Annotated in this window: 21 protein-coding genes and 1 pseudogene; 6 read left to right on the top strand and 16 right to left on the bottom strand. The window is 66.6% G+C overall.

Annotated elements, in window-relative coordinates:
* Nucleotides 1-101: 101 nt before the first annotated feature.
* Nucleotides 102-836, top strand: coding sequence for an arginyltransferase (locus tag HZ989_RS11680; RefSeq protein WP_209320995.1), 735 nt, complete (start codon nucleotides 102-104; stop codon nucleotides 834-836).
* 15 nt (nucleotides 837-851) lie between these two features.
* Here the strand turns inward: HZ989_RS11680 and eno are convergent, their stop codons facing one another.
* The 10 genes from eno to HZ989_RS11730 all read right to left on the bottom strand — a co-directional run bounded on the left by eno (nucleotide 852) and on the right by HZ989_RS11730 (nucleotide 10304).
* Nucleotides 852-2129 (bottom strand): phosphopyruvate hydratase, encoded by a 1278-nt coding sequence (gene eno / locus HZ989_RS11685; RefSeq protein WP_209320996.1) that lies wholly within the window; start codon nucleotides 2127-2129, stop codon nucleotides 852-854.
* Nucleotides 2130-2346: 217 nt separating this feature from the next.
* Nucleotides 2347-2529 (bottom strand): 50S ribosomal protein L32, encoded by a 183-nt coding sequence (gene rpmF, locus HZ989_RS11690; RefSeq protein WP_029416334.1) that lies wholly within the window; start codon nucleotides 2527-2529, stop codon nucleotides 2347-2349.
* Between the two features lie 297 nt (nucleotides 2530-2826).
* Complete coding sequence (locus HZ989_RS11695; RefSeq protein WP_209320997.1) at nucleotides 2827-3624, bottom strand: hypothetical protein; 798 nt, start codon at nucleotides 3622-3624, stop codon at nucleotides 2827-2829.
* 186 nt (nucleotides 3625-3810) lie between these two features.
* Complete coding sequence (gene der / locus HZ989_RS11700) at nucleotides 3811-5424, bottom strand: ribosome biogenesis GTPase Der (protein ID WP_209320998.1); 1614 nt, start codon at nucleotides 5422-5424, stop codon at nucleotides 3811-3813.
* 149 nt (nucleotides 5425-5573) lie between these two features.
* Entirely contained in the window at nucleotides 5574-7028 is a 1455-nt protein-coding gene (locus HZ989_RS11705) for a PQQ-binding-like beta-propeller repeat protein (protein ID WP_209320999.1), read from the bottom strand.
* A 35-nt stretch (nucleotides 7029-7063) separates the two neighbouring features.
* On the bottom strand, nucleotides 7064-7867 hold the full coding sequence (locus tag HZ989_RS11710; RefSeq protein WP_209321000.1) for a tetratricopeptide repeat protein: 804 nt from the start codon (nucleotides 7865-7867) through the stop codon (nucleotides 7064-7066).
* A 96-nt stretch (nucleotides 7868-7963) separates the two neighbouring features.
* Nucleotides 7964-8800, bottom strand: coding sequence for a 3-methyl-2-oxobutanoate hydroxymethyltransferase (gene panB, locus HZ989_RS11715; RefSeq protein WP_209321001.1), 837 nt, complete (start codon nucleotides 8798-8800; stop codon nucleotides 7964-7966).
* Nucleotides 8801-8888: 88 nt separating this feature from the next.
* Nucleotides 8889-9308: a hypothetical protein gene (locus HZ989_RS11720; RefSeq protein ID WP_209321002.1), complete on the bottom strand. Its 420-nt coding sequence runs from the start codon at nucleotides 9306-9308 to the stop codon at nucleotides 8889-8891.
* Nucleotides 9298-9861, bottom strand: coding sequence for an RNA polymerase sigma factor (locus tag HZ989_RS11725; protein WP_209321003.1), 564 nt, complete (start codon nucleotides 9859-9861; stop codon nucleotides 9298-9300). Before HZ989_RS11725 ends, HZ989_RS11720 begins: the two co-directional genes overlap by 11 nt.
* Nucleotides 9862-9887: 26 nt before the next feature.
* A complete protein-coding gene (locus tag HZ989_RS11730; RefSeq protein ID WP_209321004.1) occupies nucleotides 9888-10304 on the bottom strand; it encodes a DUF6249 domain-containing protein in 417 nt (138 codons plus the stop codon).
* A gap of 138 nt (nucleotides 10305-10442) precedes the next feature.
* Between HZ989_RS11730 and HZ989_RS11735 the strand changes: the two genes are divergently transcribed.
* On the top strand, nucleotides 10443-10925 hold the full coding sequence (locus HZ989_RS11735) for a hypothetical protein (RefSeq protein ID WP_209321005.1): 483 nt from the start codon (nucleotides 10443-10445) through the stop codon (nucleotides 10923-10925).
* A gap of 4 nt (nucleotides 10926-10929) precedes the next feature.
* Here HZ989_RS11735 and HZ989_RS11740 read toward each other — a convergent pair whose 3' ends face one another.
* Genes HZ989_RS11740 through HZ989_RS11750 form a run of 3 tightly spaced genes read right to left on the bottom strand, consistent with a single transcriptional unit; the run spans nucleotide 10930 to nucleotide 12196 of the window.
* Nucleotides 10930-11241: a hypothetical protein gene (locus tag HZ989_RS11740; protein ID WP_209321006.1), complete on the bottom strand. Its 312-nt coding sequence runs from the start codon at nucleotides 11239-11241 to the stop codon at nucleotides 10930-10932.
* The gene (locus tag HZ989_RS11745; RefSeq protein WP_209321007.1) at nucleotides 11231-11764 is read right to left on the bottom strand and encodes an RNA polymerase sigma factor; all 534 of its coding nucleotides are present in this window, start codon (nucleotides 11762-11764) and stop codon (nucleotides 11231-11233) included. The genes HZ989_RS11740 and HZ989_RS11745 overlap by 11 nt, the downstream gene beginning before the upstream one ends.
* 18 nt (nucleotides 11765-11782) lie before the next feature.
* Entirely contained in the window at nucleotides 11783-12196 is a 414-nt protein-coding gene (locus HZ989_RS11750; RefSeq protein ID WP_209321008.1) for a hypothetical protein, read from the bottom strand.
* A 129-nt stretch (nucleotides 12197-12325) separates the two neighbouring features.
* On the opposite strand from HZ989_RS11750, the gene HZ989_RS11755 reads away from it, so the two are divergent.
* Entirely contained in the window at nucleotides 12326-12565 is a 240-nt protein-coding gene (locus HZ989_RS11755) for a hypothetical protein (protein ID WP_209321009.1), read from the top strand.
* A gap of 341 nt (nucleotides 12566-12906) precedes the next feature.
* Here HZ989_RS11755 and HZ989_RS11760 read toward each other — a convergent pair whose 3' ends face one another.
* Together HZ989_RS11760 and HZ989_RS11765 are read right to left on the bottom strand one after the other, a co-directional pair.
* On the bottom strand, nucleotides 12907-13260 hold the full coding sequence (locus HZ989_RS11760) for an ArsC family reductase (protein ID WP_209321010.1): 354 nt from the start codon (nucleotides 13258-13260) through the stop codon (nucleotides 12907-12909).
* Entirely contained in the window at nucleotides 13257-14075 is an 819-nt protein-coding gene (locus HZ989_RS11765) for an NAD(P)H-hydrate dehydratase (protein WP_209321011.1), read from the bottom strand. The genes HZ989_RS11760 and HZ989_RS11765 overlap by 4 nt, the downstream gene beginning before the upstream one ends.
* Nucleotides 14076-14209: 134 nt before the next feature.
* On the opposite strand from HZ989_RS11765, the gene HZ989_RS11770 reads away from it, so the two are divergent.
* The 3 genes from HZ989_RS11770 (at nucleotide 14210) to HZ989_RS11780 (ending at nucleotide 16702) form a co-directional block, all read left to right on the top strand.
* Nucleotides 14210-14548 carry a P-II family nitrogen regulator gene (locus HZ989_RS11770; protein WP_013269957.1) on the top strand — a complete coding sequence of 113 codons (339 nt, stop codon included), beginning with the start codon at nucleotides 14210-14212 and terminating at the stop codon, nucleotides 14546-14548.
* Between the two features lie 59 nt (nucleotides 14549-14607).
* On the top strand, nucleotides 14608-16017 hold the full coding sequence (gene glnA / locus HZ989_RS11775) for a type I glutamate--ammonia ligase (protein WP_209321012.1): 1410 nt from the start codon (nucleotides 14608-14610) through the stop codon (nucleotides 16015-16017).
* Nucleotides 16018-16138: 121 nt separating this feature from the next.
* Nucleotides 16139-16702 (top strand): hypothetical protein, encoded by a 564-nt coding sequence (locus HZ989_RS11780; RefSeq protein ID WP_209321013.1) that lies wholly within the window; start codon nucleotides 16139-16141, stop codon nucleotides 16700-16702.
* Nucleotides 16703-16795: 93 nt separating this feature from the next.
* Here the strand turns inward: HZ989_RS11780 and HZ989_RS11785 are convergent.
* Nucleotides 16796-16966 (bottom strand): annotated as a pseudogene (locus tag HZ989_RS11785) (twin-arginine translocase subunit TatC); the annotation flags it as partial.
* Nucleotides 16967-16972 lie beyond the last annotated feature (6 nt).

A 16972-nucleotide genomic window follows, 5' to 3' on the forward strand; every position in this document is an offset into this window, starting at 1 on the left:
CGGCGCGAACAGCCTTGCGGCGCAGGCCGGAATGACGCCAAATCACCGCATGACGCCTTGCCTGCCCTCGATGATCGTCCAACCGATGCGGACGTCCTGACGTGACGCAGTATGTTCCCACGCGCCAGCTTCGCTTCTTCATGACGGCGGTCGCGCCCTGCCCCTATCTGCCAGGCATGACGGAGCGGAAGGTCTTCGCCAACCTGCCCTTCTCGGACGGGGCCCACGTCAACGACGAACTGACCCACGCCGGGTTCCGCCGCAGCCAGAACATCGCCTATCGCCCGGCCTGCGAGGGGTGCGACGCTTGTATCTCCGTGCGCCTGCCGGTGCCGGAGTTCCAGCCCTCGCGCGGGCATCGCAAGATCCTGAGCCGCAACGCCGACCTGTCGCGCGACCTGGTCGAGGCCGAGGCGACGCAGGAGCAGTTCGCCCTGCTGAAACGCTATCTGGAAACCCGCCACCCGGGCGGCGGCATGACCGACATGACCTGGCCCGACTATATCGCCATGGTCGAGGACACGGCGGTCCGGACCCACCTGATCGAATACCGCCTGCCCAGCACCGACGAAGGCCCCGGCGACCTGGTCGCGGTCACCCTGTGCGACCTGCTCTCGGACGGGCTGTCGATGGTCTACAGCTTCTTCGACCCGGCCATGAGCAAGCGTTCGCTGGGGGTCTTCGCCATCCTGGACCACATCCGGCAGGCCGCGATCGTGCGCCTGCCGTTCGTCTATCTGGGCTACTGGGTCGAGGGCTCGTCCAAGATGGACTACAAGGCCCAGTTCCGGCCGATGGAGGTCCTGAAGCCTCTCGGCTGGACCCGCATCGACTGAAACGGTCGCGTCCGCCTATTTCAGCAGCATCCCGTCGCCATAGTAGGACGCCTGGTCGCCCAGCAGTTCCTCGATCCGCAGCAGCTGGTTGTACTTGGCCGTCCGGTCCGAGCGGGCCAGCGAGCCGGTCTTGATCTGCCCGCAGTTGGTGGCCACGGCCAGGTCGGCGATGGTGGAGTCTTCCGTCTCGCCCGAGCGGTGGCTCATCACGGCGGTATAGCCCGCGCGGTGGGCCATATCGACGGCGTCCAGGGTCTCCGACAGGGTGCCGATCTGGTTGACCTTGATCAGGATGGAATTGGCCAGACCCTCGCCGATCCCGGCCGCCAGACGCGCCGGATTGGTCACGAACAGGTCGTCGCCGACGATCTGGACGCGCTCGCCCAGGGCATCGGTCAACAGCTTCCAGCCGTCGAAATCATCCTCGGCGCACCCGTCCTCGATCGAAACGATAGGGAAGCGCTCGCACAGGTCGGCCAGGTAGGCGACCATCCCCTCCCCGTCCAGGATCTTGCCCTCGCCGGCCATGTTGTAGGCCCCGTTCTTGAAGAACTCGGTCGCCGCGACGTCGAGGCCCAGGTGGAAGTCCTCGCCCGCCAGATAGCCCGCGGCCTGTCCCGCCCTGGTGATGAAGCTCAGCGCCTCCTCCGCCGAGGCCAGATTGGGGGCGAAGCCGCCCTCGTCGCCGACATTGGTGTTGTGGCCGGCGTCCTTCAGCTGCTTCCTCAGCGCGTGGAAGATTTCCGAGCCCATCCGCAGGCCCTCGGAGAAGGTCTCGGCCCCGGTCGGCAGGATCATGAACTCCTGGATGTCGATCGGATTGTCGGCATGGGCTCCGCCGTTGATGATGTTCATCATCGGCGTCGGCAGCACGCGCGCCGAGATGCCGCCGACATAGCGGAACAGCGGCAGGCCGACCGAGATCGCGCTGGCCTTGGCGACCGCCAGCGACACGCCCAGAATGGCATTGGCCCCCAGCCGTCCCTTGTTCTCGGTGCCGTCGAGGGTGATCAGCGCCTCGTCGATGCGGCGCTGGTCCTCGGCGTCCATGCCCGACAGGGCGTCGAAGATCTCGCCGTTGACGGCATCCACGGCGTTCTGGACGCCCTTGCCGCCCCACAGGGTCGCGTCGCCGTCGCGCAGCTCGACCGCCTCGTGCGCGCCGGTGGAGGCACCCGACGGCACCGCCGCGCGGCCGAAGCTGCCGTCTTCCAGAACCACATCGACCTCGACCGTGGGATTGCCGCGGCTGTCGAGGATCTGGCGGGCGACGATGTCGGCGATGTCGGTCATGGGCTGGGGCCTTCGCGGATGCAGGGAGGATCAGGCCGGGGGTTTAGCCCGGCCCCCGCGAATCGCCAACCGCCGACCGGCCAGAGCGGGGTCTGCGAACAGGGATCGGATCATGAGCGGCATTCCGTGAAGGATCGATGCCGCCTCGGCGCACGAAAACGGCGCGCGGGGTGTCCCGCGCGCCGCAAACGTCTCGAAAGCCGTGGAAAGAAGAGGCCTAGTCTTCCTTGGGCGTCAGGACCTGGCGGCCGCGATAGGTACCGGTCTTCAGGTCGATGTGGTGCGACCGGCGCAGCTCGCCCGTGTCCTTGTCTTCGGTATAGGGGTTGGTGCCCAGGGCATCGTGGGCGCGGCGCATATTGCGACGCGAGGGCGATACTTTGCGCTTCGGAACAGCCATGTCCGTCTCAATCTCAGGGTCGGGCACCACGGATCGAAACCCGCCAGCGCGAAAACGAAATGCGGCGGCCCATCGGATGAGCCGCCTGCGAGGGCGGGCTTATGCCGGAGTTGGCAGGGATGTTCAAGGGAAAAGAGGTCGGTTGGCCTGGGCGGGCAGTGGGCGTGGCCCCTCGGCCGATCAGGCTCAAGGGACGCGACCATGCGGCCGATGCCGGTCGACAGTCCGGCCTCCGCTTCTCACCATGGCAAGCGGGCACAGGCTCCACGTCGAGTCCCTGCCCAACGAGCGTCTTGCTCACCCGATTGGATCGCCTTTCGGCAAGGCACGACGGTTGATCTCCTGGAAGGCTTGCAGTGCCCCCGCGAGCCACGAAATGCGCGGGCTCAACTCAGTGACGGCCAGTTCGTCGAGGATCAGTCGGACGGCTCCGGCCATATCCGATTGAAAGGCCTCGCTGGCCTGATTGTAATGGATGCAGACCGTGCAGCAGAGATGCTTGTTGGCGGCGCTGAGATACTCCCCTGACCGAACAGGCACGAAGCGCCCGCCATCCAGGGCCAGCTGCGCGTTCGTGTGTTCCACCAGGGCGCCGGCACCCAGACGCCGAAAGGCCGCACCCGTTACAGCATAGTTGTTGGTATAGACCGTATCCGACGCAGGGCGTTCCCGGACCACGCGGCTTTCCGGCCCCTCCTCGGGCGTGTCACCAAACAGCTTGCCGACGAACACCGAGTTCCAGAGCCAGCCGTCGCCATTCGAAGGCAACTGCTCCAGTCGCTCGAACAGGTCGGGGCTGACCCAGTCGTCGTCGTCGGTGAAGTACAGCCTGTCGTCATCATGAAGGTCGAGGTGTGGCAGATCGTCGAGCGTCACGAATGTGGCGCGCCGCACCGCGCGTGCTGTCGACAGCGCCAGATCCTTCATGGCCTGGCGATAATCGATGTATCGCATCGCCATGACGGCATCCCAGCGTTCTGCGAATTTTACGATCAGGTCGTTATCGATGGCGGGGAAGGCGGCGAGAAAGACGCGGGTTTGCTCAATATCGAAATGAGCCCAGTCCGGACTGCGGCGGAGGACGACGTAGTTCAATGAAGTAATCCAGGACCTGTCACGGGGCTTGCCTGAACCTATCAGCAGGACGGGGTAAACAACCACCCGCCGCCGTGCAAAGGCCGCCCGAAAAGCGAAAAACAGCGACCTCTGCTGCGGGGCGACCGGTGCCGTTGGCGATGGTGCGGGACGCCGACGGTGCAGCGGCCCGGTGCGCCCGCCACCCTATTTCTTCGGCAGATGCTTCTGCCCCGTCCGCACACGGCCCGAGCGCGACACCTGCCGCGCCCCGCCGCGCGCACCCTTTTGCACCGCCACCGACGACCCGGCCTTCTTCGACGCCGAGTTCTTCACCGCGCCGATGATGCGGGGCTTGGCGACGCGGGTCTTCTTCTGTTCCAGCGCCTTGCCGGGCAGGTGCGACTCTTCCTCGGCCTTCTTCCTGACGGCGCGCGGCGCGGTCTTGGCGTCGCCCTTGTAGCGTTCGGGGCCGGACTTGGCCCCGCCCGAGGCATAGGGGTTCTCCGACCCGCCCTTGATCGTCAGCCGCAGCGGCGTGCCCGGCAGGTCGAAGCTCTCGCGCAGCGAATTGGTCAGATAGCGGATATAGTGTTCGGGCAGGGAGGCGGCGCGGCTGGCGAACAGGACGAAGGTCGGCGGGCGGGCCTTGGTCTGGGCCATATATTTGGTCTTGATCCGCTTGCCGTCCACGGCGGGGGGCGGATGCCGCTGTGTCGCCAGGGCCAGCCAGTCGTTCAGATCCTTGGTCTTGACCTTGACCGACCAGGTCTCGTGCGCCTTCAGCACCGCGGGCATCAGGCGATCGACGCCGCGTCCCGAATGCGCCGACAGGGCCACGAACGGCGCCCCGCGCAGCTGCGGCAGCTTGTCGTCGGCCAGATGCTTCAGCTCGGCCATCCTGGCCTGGGGCTGGTCCTCAAGGTCCCATTTGGCGGCGACATAGACCAGCGCCCGGCCCTCGCGCTCGACCAGATCGGCCAGCTGCAGGTCCTGGACGTCGAAGGCATTGTCCTTGTCCATCACCAGCACGACCACCTCGGCATAGGTGATGGCGCGGATGGTGTCGGCGACCGACAGCTTTTCCAGCTTCTCCTGCACCCGTGCCTTGCGCCGCATCCCGGCCGTGTCGACCAGGCGGATGTTCTGGCCCTCATATTCCCAGTCGACCGAGATCGAGTCGCGGGTGATCCCCGCCTCGGGTCCGGTCAGCAGACGGTCCTCGCCGATCAGGCGGTTGATCAGGGTCGACTTGCCGGCGTTCGGACGGCCGATGATGGCGATGCGGATCGGCTTGTCGGGTTCGTCGATCTCCTCGACGAAGATGTCGACCGAGGCGTCGCGGATGGCGGCATACAGGTCGGCCATCCCCTCGCCATGCTCGGCCGAGATGGCGACCGGCTCACCGAAGCCCAGGGCGTGCGCCTCCCCCACCCCGCCGCCGCTCTCGCGGCTCTCGGCCTTGTTGGCCAGCAGGATGACGGGCTTGTGCTGTTTCCGCAGCCGCTCGGCGAAGATGCGGTCCAGCGAGGTCACACCCTCGCGTGCGTCCATCATGAACAGAATGACGTCGCCGTCCTCCAGCGCCAGCTCGGTCTGCTCGCGCATCCGCGATTCCAGGCTGTCGTCGCTGACGTCCTCGTAGCCCGCCGTGTCGATCAGCGTCAGGTCCATGTCGCCGATGCTGCCCTCGGCATAGCGCCGGTCGCGGGTCACGCCCGGGCGATCGTCGACGAGCGCGAGGCGCTTGCCGACCAGCCGGTTGAACAGTGTCGACTTGCCCACATTGGGGCGGCCGACGATGGCGAGCTTCAATGGCATCCAGATTCCGCTCATCCCGGCGAAGGCCGGGACCCAGTCCTTTGGGCGATGATAGTCGACCTGGCGCGCCGACCGAAATCCAAGGCTCCGTGCCTCACCCTAGCACTGGATCCCCGCTTTCGCGGGGATGAGCGGAGAATTTGTGTCAATCAGCGGATGCTGACCAGTTCACCGTCGTCGGTCAGGACATAGAGCGCGCCATTGTAGGCGGCGGGGGCGATATAGGCGGGCGCGCCGAGAGAGAGACTGGCGGTCTCCACGCCCGTCTTCGGATCGAAGGCCACGGCATCGCCGTCGGAGTTGACCAGGACCAGCCGGTTCGAGGCCAGGATCGGACCCGACCACTCCGGCCGCACGGTGCGGTCGAAGAAGCCCATGAAGCCGCCTTCCTGACGGATCCGGCCGTCGTTCAGATTGCGGGTCCAGTAGACCGCGCCCGACTCGCGATTGACCAGGGTCAGCTCGCCCGACTTGGACACCACATAGACCACGTCGCCCGCCGGCAGCGGCGCATTCACGCCCGCGACGGGCAGCGACCATTTCGGCTGGCCCGTGCGGATGTCCATGGCCTGCATGACGCCCGAATGGCCGACGGCATAGACGAAGCCGCGGGAAATGACCGGGCGACCCGCGATGTCGCGGACCTCCGACAGGGCGCTGGTGCGGCTGGTGCGCGACAGGACCTGCTGCCACACGACCTGGCCGTTGCCGGCCCGCAGGGCGACCACTTCACCGGACGACAAGGGGGCGATGACCGTCTCGCCGCTGACCGCCGGGCTGGAGGCCCGCATGATCCGCGCCGGCTCGACGATGCCGCGATAGGACCAGTCCTGCAGACCCGTCGCCGTGTTGAAGGCGATCAGCTGGTTGTCGACATCGACGACATAGACGTGGTTGCCCGCCACCGTCGGCGCGCCGTGGATCGGCACATCGACCGGCTGGGTCCAGACGACTGCGCCGGTGGCGGCATCCAGGGCCGACATGGTGCGATAGCCGGAGGCGACGAAGACCTTGCCGCCGCCGACGGCGACGCCGCCACCGAAGCCGCCGGTCAGCTGACCCGGTCCGCCGATGCCGATGGAGGGAATGGGCAGGCCGAACACGCTGGCCCCACCGCGGGCCTCACGGCCGTCCGGCTTGACGTCGACCTTCCAGACGATGTCGCCGGTGGCCGCATCGACGGCCGTCACGGTCGATTCGGCGTCCATGACGAAGACGCGGCCGCCGTCGGCCACAACCGGAGCCATGACCCGGCGGGTCTTGGTCGATCCGTCGCCGATGCGGCGACGCCAGGCCACGGCGAAGTTCGGCGCGGCGATGACGTGTTCGATCGAATTGGTCGCGGTGCCGCCCGGCAGAGGCCAGGAATTGGCCGCGACCGGTCCCGGCAGGAAGAAGTCACGTCCCACCAGCCCGGCGGACGGGGCCAGCTGCTGTTCAAAGGTCAGGATCGAGATCCGCGTCCCCTCGGTCGCCGTGGCCTGGGGCGCGTCGCCCTTGCCCAGACCGAACGGCAGCGCGCGCCGCACGGTCCCGCAGGACGCCAATCCGGCGGCGATCCCCAGAATCAGGGCCGTCTTCAATGCGCGCGACACAGGGGTCATCGGTGTTCCGGTCTTGAGGGGGCGGGTCGTCACGGTCAGTTCGACCCCTGCGCTTCGGCCTGGGCCTGGGCCTGACGTGCGGCTTCCAGGACGCGCGGGTCGATCGGCTGGCCATCCGGGCCGGTCGGAAGGGCGGGCTCCGGTGGCGGTACCAGTTGCTGGGCGGCGACGATGGGGCCGAGCCCGGCCACCAGTCCGGCGTCGATCATGCTGATCGCGGCCTGGGCGCGCTGACGCACCGAATCCGGCACGTCCTGCCCCAGGGTCAGCAGCACGAACTGCTCGCGCGCTTCGGCGGGCTTGTTGAACTGCAGACGCGCCAGACCCAGCGCCTCCTGCGCGAACGGCCGCAGGGGCCGATCGTCGTCGGTCAGGGGCGTCAGCCGCGCCTCGAGGTCGGCCAGCGTCCCGCCGTTGTCCATCAGCAGCAGCGCGGCCTTGTAGCGGGCCGGATCGGCCAGCATCGGATCGGAGTCGGCCTTTGCGGCGTCATCGAACAGCTTGATGGCGTCGGGGATGCGATTGGCCTCGACGGCCAGACCCGCGCGCTGCTGCAGGGCCAGGGCCTTGTAGGCCCCGTTGCCGACCTTCTGGGCCTCGGCGAAGGCACTCTCGGCCGCCGTCTTGTCGCCGGACTGCAAGGCCTCAATGCCGCGCTGATAGGCGACGGAGGCCTTGTTGGCCTGGCTGGTCTGGAAGCTCTGCCAGCCCCACCATGCCAGGGCGGCGACCAGGGCGACGGCCAGAATCCCGCCGACGACCGGCAGCCAGGTGCGCGCCAGGCGCTTGAGGCGTTCGGAGCGAATCTCCTCCTCGACCTCTTCGAAGACATCAGTCACGTGAAACGCCGCCCCAAAAAACGCTGCAAAGCCAATCGGCGCGGACCCTAGACAGTCGGCGCTTCCCCCGCAACGCATCTTGACGGGCAAGACGCGTCAGGAGGTGACGGGTGTCCTTGAGAAGTAGGTCTCGACTTCGGCAGGAAAACGGCGGGCTTTCACATCGGCGGCATAGGTTGCGACCGCGCGGTCGATTTCGCCCCGCAGATCGGCGTATTTGCGCACGAACTTCGGCGTCCAGTCGAACAGGCCCAGCATGTCCGGCGTCACCAGGATCTGCCCGTCGCAGGCGGCCGAGGCACCGATGCCGATGGTCGGCTTGTCGATCGTCCCGGTGATCTCGCGCGCCACGCCCTCGGCCGTGCCCTCGATGACGATGGCAAAGGCTCCGGCGTCGGCGGTCGCCTCGGCCTCGGCGATGACCCGCAGGCGCTCGTCGTCGGTCTTGCCCTTGGCCTTGAACGCGCCCTCGGTCAGCACCGCCTGGGGCCGCAGACCGACGTGGCCCATGACCGGGATGCCGCGCTGGACCAGATATTCGATCGTCTGGGGCACCGTCGGGCCGCTTTCCAGCTTGACCGCCTGGGCCCCGGTTTCCTTCATCACCCGCGCGCAGTTCTCATAGGCGATCTGCATGCCGCCTTCGTAGCTGCCGAACGGCATGTCGATCACGACCATGGCCCGCCTCGACCCGCGCATCACCGCCTGCCCGTGCAGGATCATCATCTCCAGCGTGACGCCGACCGTATTGGGCAAGCCGTGTACCACCATGCCGACGCTGTCCCCAACCAGCAGCAGGTCGCAGTGATCGTCCAGCAGCGCCGCCGTCGGGGCGTCATAGGCGGTCAGGCAGACGATCGGCTCGCCGCCCTTGCGTTTCATGATGTCGGGGGCCGCGAGGCGTTTGACGGCGGATTGGGACTGGGCGGACATCGGTTTGAACTCGATCTGATGCGACGGCGGATCTCTCTATCATCTCCATACACCCCGGCGAAGGCCGGGGGGTGCGGAGATCGAGCGATCAGACATCCTGCGACAGCTTCATCACCCCCGCGGCGGCCAGCGCGATCAGCGCGCCGGCGGCGATCCAGAACAGCTGCATCCCGCCCATGGACCCCAGCGTCATGTCGGCCAGCCCCATCTGCGACAGACCGGACGCGACCGCCCCCTGCACGTCCAGACTGGCGGACTGGATCCCCTGTCCGATCACCCGCCCCGCGACCGGGGCCTGCGACCCTGTCAAATTCAGGGTCACATTCATCGACTCCCGCACCGCGATGATCCCTCCGACCACGCCCGCAAGCGTCAGGGCCAGGGTCCGCACCCGCGTCGAGGATTGCAGCTTCGTCTCGACATCGGCGGCGAACAGGGTCGCGTCGGCCATCTGGGGCGTGCGGGCGAACAGCCGCTCGATCATCGGATCGATTTCGTCAGCCGACATGGGTCGCCCTCCCCGACTGTCCGGCATCCGGCGAAAGCCGGGCACGGAGTTTATCCAGACCACGTTTGACATGAGACTTCACCGTTCCAAGCGGCAGATTCATGGCGGCCGCGATCTCGGGATGAGACAGCCCCGCGCCATGGCACAGCGAGACACACAGGCGTTCGGTCTCGCTCAGGGTCTTCAAGGCCTCGTCCAGGTCGACCAGACCGGCCTGGTCGGGAGAGGGCGTAACATCCTCCTGGTCCGGCTCGATCTCGGCGACATAGCGGGCGTCCTTCGTCTTGCGTTTCAGATACAGACGCGCGGCGATGCGCTTGACCCAGGCGGCGAAGGTGCCGTCGCCCCGGAACTCGGCGCATTTCTCGAACGCCTGAAGAAAGGCGTCCTGGGCCACGTCGTCGGCCTCGGCCCCCTGCGCGCCCATCCGCCGGAGCAGGGACCGCACGGCCGAGCCATGGCGGCGGACCAGTTCGCCGAACTCGCGCCGCCCGCCCGCCGCCGCAAGGGCGGCGAGCTCCACGTCGTGATGGTCCATCAGGGACTTGGCCATGACTGCTTCCCCCTGTCAGTCCGGGCTCAGTCCCTGTTCTTGTTGAAGAAGCTCAGCAGCAGATAGGCCAGACCGACGACGACCGGGATGGCGGCGATGCCCAGCAGATCGCCGTCGAAGTCGGGGCCGCCGTGGGGTCCCCAGCCGTCACCATTGCCCGACAGGTCGTTGATCAGGCTGAAGGCCGCGATGCCGATGCCGGTCGCCAGCCACACGATGCCCCGGCGGATGTCGCGGGTGCGGCTGGGCAGGTTCTTGGTGGCTTCCTTGCCCAGGGCCTCGATGACCTCGGGCGGCAGGGGCTGGCCCTTGTCGATGGCGGCGCGGACGGTCGCCTGCATGTCGCGGCGTTCGCGGCTCTTCAGCCAGCTCGGTCCGACGACGATGGCGGTGATCGAGCCGAAAACGGCGAAGATGGCGAAGATCGGGATGAAGTCTTCCATGGGTTTGGCCCCTCCTTGAATGATCGGCGCGAGCCTGATGCCCGGGCCTTCTGATCACAAGAGGCGGCGGCGAGCGCGAACGGATGCGTGGATCGACGTGAAATCTTCGTAAGGTGGCGCGCAAGGAGACCCCGACCGATGCACCGCCTGTCTATCGCTGCCCTGATCGCCGCCCTCGCTGCCTGTTCGCCACCCGTGGACACGACCCAGGGCGAAGACATCCCCGAACAGCCGATGACGGCCGCCCACCTGGCCGACCTGATCGCTGCCGATGGCGCAGGCCATACGGTCGCCGTCCTGACCGGCCCGGCCGATCCGACCGGGCTGGAGCCGGTTTTCGCCGGCATCGCGACCGGCGACCCCGGCTGGCTGTCGGTCATTCCCATGCTGAGGCCCGAGGTGGATGGCGAATACGCCGAAGGCCTGGCCGACGCCCTGTCCCGGGCCCTGCCGATCAATCCGGAGGGTGTGCTGACCGCCCTGAACGCCTCCGGCGGCGCCGACGAACGGACCTGCGAGGTCACCGACGACCCGACCATCATCTCGGCCGTCGAGGGCGTGACCGATCCCGCTCTGAAGGCTGTGCAGGCCGACTGCCTCGGCTATTTGCGCGCCGGCTGACGCCTTACACCGGTGCCAGACGGCGCCCGGCCGCAAGAGAGCCCCATACACCCAGCGCCGTCAGGGCCAGGATGGCGACGGCCGGTGCGAGGGTCTGGCTGAACGCCAGCACGACCGGAGCCAGCAGCGGCCCCAGCGCCCAGCACAGGGCGATGGCAGCGATCGTCCAGGGCATCAGGGCGACCACCGTCGCGATCGCCCGTCGACGCGCGACCCGCTCCGCCACCACGGCCTGAAAGCCCAGGTCGCGCGCCGGGGGGACAGCTTCGGCGAAGAAGGCGGCCAGAGTCTGCTCGCGCGTGTCTTCAGGCGTCATCCGATCCTCCCGTCAGCACGGCCAGCAGTCGCGCCCGACCCCGGGTGACATGGGATTTCACCGTGCCCAGCGGAAGCCCCAGCGCCCCGGCGGCCTCGCCATGCGACCATCCGTCGGCCAGGCACAGGGCGACGCAGGCTCTCTGGTCGGCGGGCAGGCTCGCCATGGCGTCGGCCAGGGCCAGCCGGTCCTCGGGCGAAATCCCGGCCGCGGTTTGCGTTTCGTCCAGCCAGGCCCGGTCCCGCGCCTGTCCCCTCAGTCCCGACCGCATCCGGTCCTGCGCCCGTCGCCAGGCGATGCCGAACAGCCAGGACCGCACCCCGGCCGGATCCTTCAGCCGCCCGAGCGAGCCCCAGGCGGCGACGAACACCTCCTGCGCCAGGTCGTCGGCCATGTCGAAACGGCCGCCCAGAATCCGGCGCAGAAAGGCCCGCACCGGGGCCTGATGCCGCTCCACCAGCCGCGCGAAGGCGGCGTCCGAGCCCGCCCGGGCCGCCCGCACCAGCCCGGCGTCTGTCGTCATGTCCCCCACCGACCACCGTCACTCGCGGGGAGTGCGCCCGGCCAGCACGACCGAGACCAGGGACGCCAGCGCCAGCGCCCCCATCACGAAGGCCACGATCAGAAAAGCGTCGCCCGCCTCGTACATGTTGGAAAAGCTGGCATAGCCGAAGCCCGCCGCCAGCACCCCGAACAGCACCACCGAGAAGACACTGCCCCGCTCGCCGTGCGACCGGTAGCGATAGCGCCGCCGGTCGCGGCGATCCTCATACTCCGGCTGCTCCAGCGCCTTCAGCAGGGCCTCGGGCGGCTGCTCGCCCTTGTCGGCATAGGTCTTGATGATCTTCAGCGTGTCCTTGTGCCGGAAATAGTCGATCACGGACTGCAGGCCGCCGAACACGAACCAGCCCAGCGGGAACAGCAGCCACCAGTAGGAACGGAACAGGTCTTCCATCGTATTCACCCCATGCGCACCGGCCCATCGCCCGCGCTTTCCATGACGGGTCGCAGCCGAACCGCGAAATGGATGCACGGCCTTGAAGAAAATGCGAGTGAAGCGATCAAACCTGCAACGGAGCCTCCCATGACCCACGTCACCTATCGCATCGCCGAGCATGACGGCGGCTGGGCCTACAGGGTCGGCGACACCTGGTCCGAGACCTTCCCCAACCACGACGCCGCAAAAGCCGCCGCCGTGCACGCCGCTCGCGAACAGCGCGTCGCGGACCAGACGGCGATGATCGAATACGCGGACAGCACCGGCACCTGGATCACCGAACGCGCCGACGGCCACGACCGCCCCGAGACGGATGTGGAGGGGTAAACCATCGTCCTTCTCCCCTTGCGGGAGAAGGTGGCAGCCGAAGGCTGACGGATGAGGGGTGACTCCGGAGCATAGGGTGTGGGCCCGGCTGGCGTTCACCCGCGATATCGGAGTCACCCCTCATCCGACCTCGCTTCACTCGGCCACCTTCTCCCGCAAGGGGAGAAGGAACGGGCGATCGAGTTCGCTGGACTCCATGAGTCCAACGAAGTGCAATTTTAGGCCTGTGAAATCAGCGGCTTGCACGCCCTGGACTCGGTTTTTCCGGAGTGCAATCGGAGGTGGCCTGAACCGCTGTCCATAGATCAGATATCTGCGTCATATATCTGATTTTACTTGGTTTATTCCATCCCAAACGCCGCCGCATACCCTTCCGGCCTGAACCCCACCAGCGTGCGGTCACCCGTATCCAGCACCGGCCGCTTGATCATCGAGGGCTGGGCCAGCATCAGGGCGATGGCCTTGTCGGCGTCCAGCCCGGCCTTCGCCGCATCCGGCAGGGCCCGGAAGGTCGTGCCGTTACGGTTCAGCACCGTCTCCCAGCCATGTTCGGCCACCCAGCCCGCCAGCGTCGCCCGGTCGATGCCGACGGCCTTGTAGTCGTGGAATACATAGGCCCGGTCGTGCTGGTCCAGCCAGGCGCGGGCCTTCTTCATCGTGTCGCAGGCCTTGATTCCATAGAGGGTCGGGGTCATCGCAGGCTCCTCAGCACATGGGGGATCTGTTCGGGCAGGTCTTCGGCGATCAGGCCCGGACCGAAGCGGGCCGCCGCATCGGCATGCATCCAGACGGCCGCGCAAGACCCGTCGAACGCCGACAGCCCCTGCGCCAGCCACCCGCCGATCATGCCCGCCAGCACGTCGCCGCTGCCCGCCGTCGCCAGCCAGGGCGAGGCCTCAGGCTGAACCACGATCCGCCCGTCCGGCGCGGCGATCAGCGTCCGGCTGCCTTTCAGCACCACGACCGCGCCGCACCGCCCGGCCGCCTCGATCGCCGCCGCCTCACGGCCCTGCGCCAGCAGCCCGGGAAACAGGCGTTCGAACTCGCCCTCATGCGGCGTGATGACGTCGCGCTCGCCCAGCAGGGCGAACAGCGCATCCGCCCGCCCGGCAAAGAGCGTCAGGGCATCGGCATCGACCACCAGCGCCGCCTGCCCGCCCGCGATGGCCGTCAGGTTCGCGACCGTCGCCTCGTCCAGCCCCGCCGCCGGGCCGATCACCACCGCCTGCATCGGCCGGGTCAGTGTCGCCAGTTCGTCCGGCGTCCCGAAGGCGTCGACCATGATCGCCTCGACCGCCCCGGCCACGACCCGGGCCGCGTCCGGCGGACACAGCAGCCGCACCAGCCCCGCCCCGGTCCGCAATCCCGCCCGCGCCGCCAGCCGCGCGGCCCCCGTTCTCAGGGGCCCGCCACTGACCACGCCCAGCCGACCGCGGCTGTGCTTGTGCGTCTGCGCGCCCGGCCGCGGGACGACATCTCCCCACAGGGACGGAGCATTCGTTTTCACCATCCATCCTTCCGCGCACGGAGCGCCTGAAAATGCAACCTGGCCCTTGCCTTATGCTGCAATGCGGTGTCCCTTTGCTCCCCGAGTGTCTGGACGTTCTCGCAAGAGATCGGGCCCAAGCCAGCTCGGGGGCGCCCATGAAGAAAATCGAAGCCGTCATCAAGCCGTTCAAGCTGGACGACGTGAAAGAGGCGCTCCAGGACATCGGGGTGCAGGGCATGACCGTGCTCGAGGCCAAGGGATACGGCCGCCAGAAAGGTCATTCGGAACTGTATCGCGGGGCCGAATACGTCATCGACTTCCTGCCCAAGATCAAGATCGAGGTGGTCGTCGCCGACGACCTGGCCCCGGCCGTGATCGAGGCCATCCAGACCGCCGCCCGCACGGGCAAGATCGGCGACGGCAAGATCTTCGTCTCCGACATCACCGACGTCATCCGCATCCGCACCGGCGAAACCGGGGCGCAGGCGGTCTAGGCCGCACAAGACCAGTAAGCTTCCTCCCCAGAAGAAACGAAGAGAAGGACATCGAACCTATGAGCGCCGCCAGCAAGATCCTGCAGGAGATCAAGGACAAGGACGTGAAATACGTCGATGTCCGCTTCACCGACACCAAGGGACGGCTGCAGCACGTCACCTTCGACATCGACCTGGTCGACGAGGAGTTCCTGACCGAGGGAACCATGTTCGACGGCTCGTCCATCGCCGGCTGGAAGGCGATCAACGAGAGCGACATGCTGCTGATGCCGGACCTGACCACGGCCTATATCGATCCGTTCTACCAGCAGACCACGATGTTCCTGTTCTGCGACGTGATGAACCCGGACACGGGCGAACCCTACAACCGCGACAGCCGCTCCATGGCCAAGAAGGCCCTGGCCTATGTGCAGTCCTCGGGCGTGGGCGACGCGGTCTATTTCGGACCGGAAGCCGAGTTCTTCATCTTCGACGACGTGCGCTGGACGACCCAGCCGCACAACACCGGCTACAGCTATGACTCCACCGAGCTGCCGGCCAACACGGGCGCGGAATACACCGAGGGCAACATGGGCCACCGCCCCGGGCCCAAGGGCGGCTATTTCCCCGTCAACCCGGTCGATAGCGGCCAGGACCTGCGCGGCGAGATGCTGGGCGTCATGCGCGACCTGGGCCTCCAGCCCGAGAAGCACCACCACGAGGTCGCCCCAGCCCAGCACGAACTGGGTCTGAAGTTCTCGGACCTGCTGACCATGGCCGACCGTCTGCAGCTCTATAAGTATGTGATCCACAATGTCGCCGCCGCCTACGGCAAGTCGGCGACCTTCATGGCCAAGCCGATGTTCGCCGACAACGGCTCGGGCATGCACGTCCACCAGTCGATCTGGCGCGACGGCAAGCCCCTGTTCGCCGGCGACAAATACGCCGGTCTGAGCCAGGAATGTCTGTGGTACATCGGCGGTATCATCAAGCACGCCAAGGCCATTAACGCCTTCGCCAACTCGACCACCAACTCCTACAAGCGTCTGGTGCCCGGCTATGAAGCCCCGGTGAAGCTGGCCTATTCGGCCCGCAACCGCTCGGCCTCGATCCGTATCCCGCACGTCTCCTCGCCCAAGGGCAAGCGCATCGAGGCCCGCTTCCCCGATCCGATGGGCAACCCCTATCTGACCTTCGTCGCCCTGTTGATGGCGGGCCTCGACGGAATCGAGAACCAGATCGATCCGGGCGGCCCCGCCGACAAGAACCTCTACGACCTGCCGCCCGAAGAGCGCGGCAACATCCCCGAGGTCTGCGGTTCGCTGAAGGAAGCGCTCGAGAACCTCGACAAGGACCGCGCCTTCCTCAAGAAGGGCGGCGTCATGGATGACGACTTCATCGACAGCTATATCGAGCTGAAGATGGAAGAGGTCATGCGCCTGTCGCTCCACCCCCACCCGGTCGAGTTCGACATGTACTACAGCTGCTGATCGATAGGGTCGGCGGATAGACAAGGCCCCGGATGGTCCGCCATCCGGGGCTTTTTGCTGCACTCAAAGGTTGCATTCCGTTGGTACTGAGCACAGACTTGGCTCGTTGGAGGGGGAAAAGATGGACATCGATCTCGCCGCGTTCTGGCGGTGGCTTGTTGAAGGGCAAGACGGTAGTCGATTCGCGAATACCGCATCGGCAATCGGCTTTGTCGTAGGTGTTATTGGGCTATTTCTTGCCCTGTTAACCTACCGAAAAAACTCGACAGATGCGGCGTTCGCCCATGTTCACGCACTATTTCGCGAGTATCTGACCGAGAGCCCAAATGCAACGACGGCAACAGACCCAAAGCTATCTTTCCACTTTTACGTTTTGGAAGAGATGGTCATTTGGCTGAGCCGACAGAGGTGGCCGTTGTCCAGCCTCTCGAAGGATGACAGGGATGCATGGACCCATACCATTAGATGTCACATCTACAAGCACCCTGCAGCCATCAAACGGTTGGTGCATTCTCACCCTAGCTATGGCAAGCCGTTCCTACGGTTCGTTTTTTCAGCGTTGAGCGAACATAAAGCAACAGACGAACTGACGGACGCGGAATCAAGTGAAGTCAAGAAAGCGCTAGCAAACGCCCTGAAAGCCCGCTTATCAATAAAGGACCGTTTGTTGGGTCGCGAGCTCTGAAAGGTGGGTTATAAGATTTCCTGCCATCGACTTGGGTCGGAAGAACGACAAGCGTAGTGCCAGCGGTGCCCTCTCACCTGTACCATGTCCCTTCTAGCCAGCCGATTCCTCGTCGCCCTCGTCCGTCCTGCGCCGCCACTCGATCAGCCGGACGCACCAGATCGACACCTCGTAGAGCAGCACCAGGGGCACGGCGAGCATCAGCGGACTGATGGAGTCGGGCGGCGTGACGACGGCGGCCAGCGCGATGACACCCGCCCGGGCCCGCGG

Origin of the sequence: Brevundimonas sp. AJA228-03 (genome assembly GCF_017795885.1) — a bacterium.
In the GTDB taxonomy this organism is placed as follows: Bacteria; Pseudomonadota; Alphaproteobacteria; order Caulobacterales; family Caulobacteraceae; genus Brevundimonas.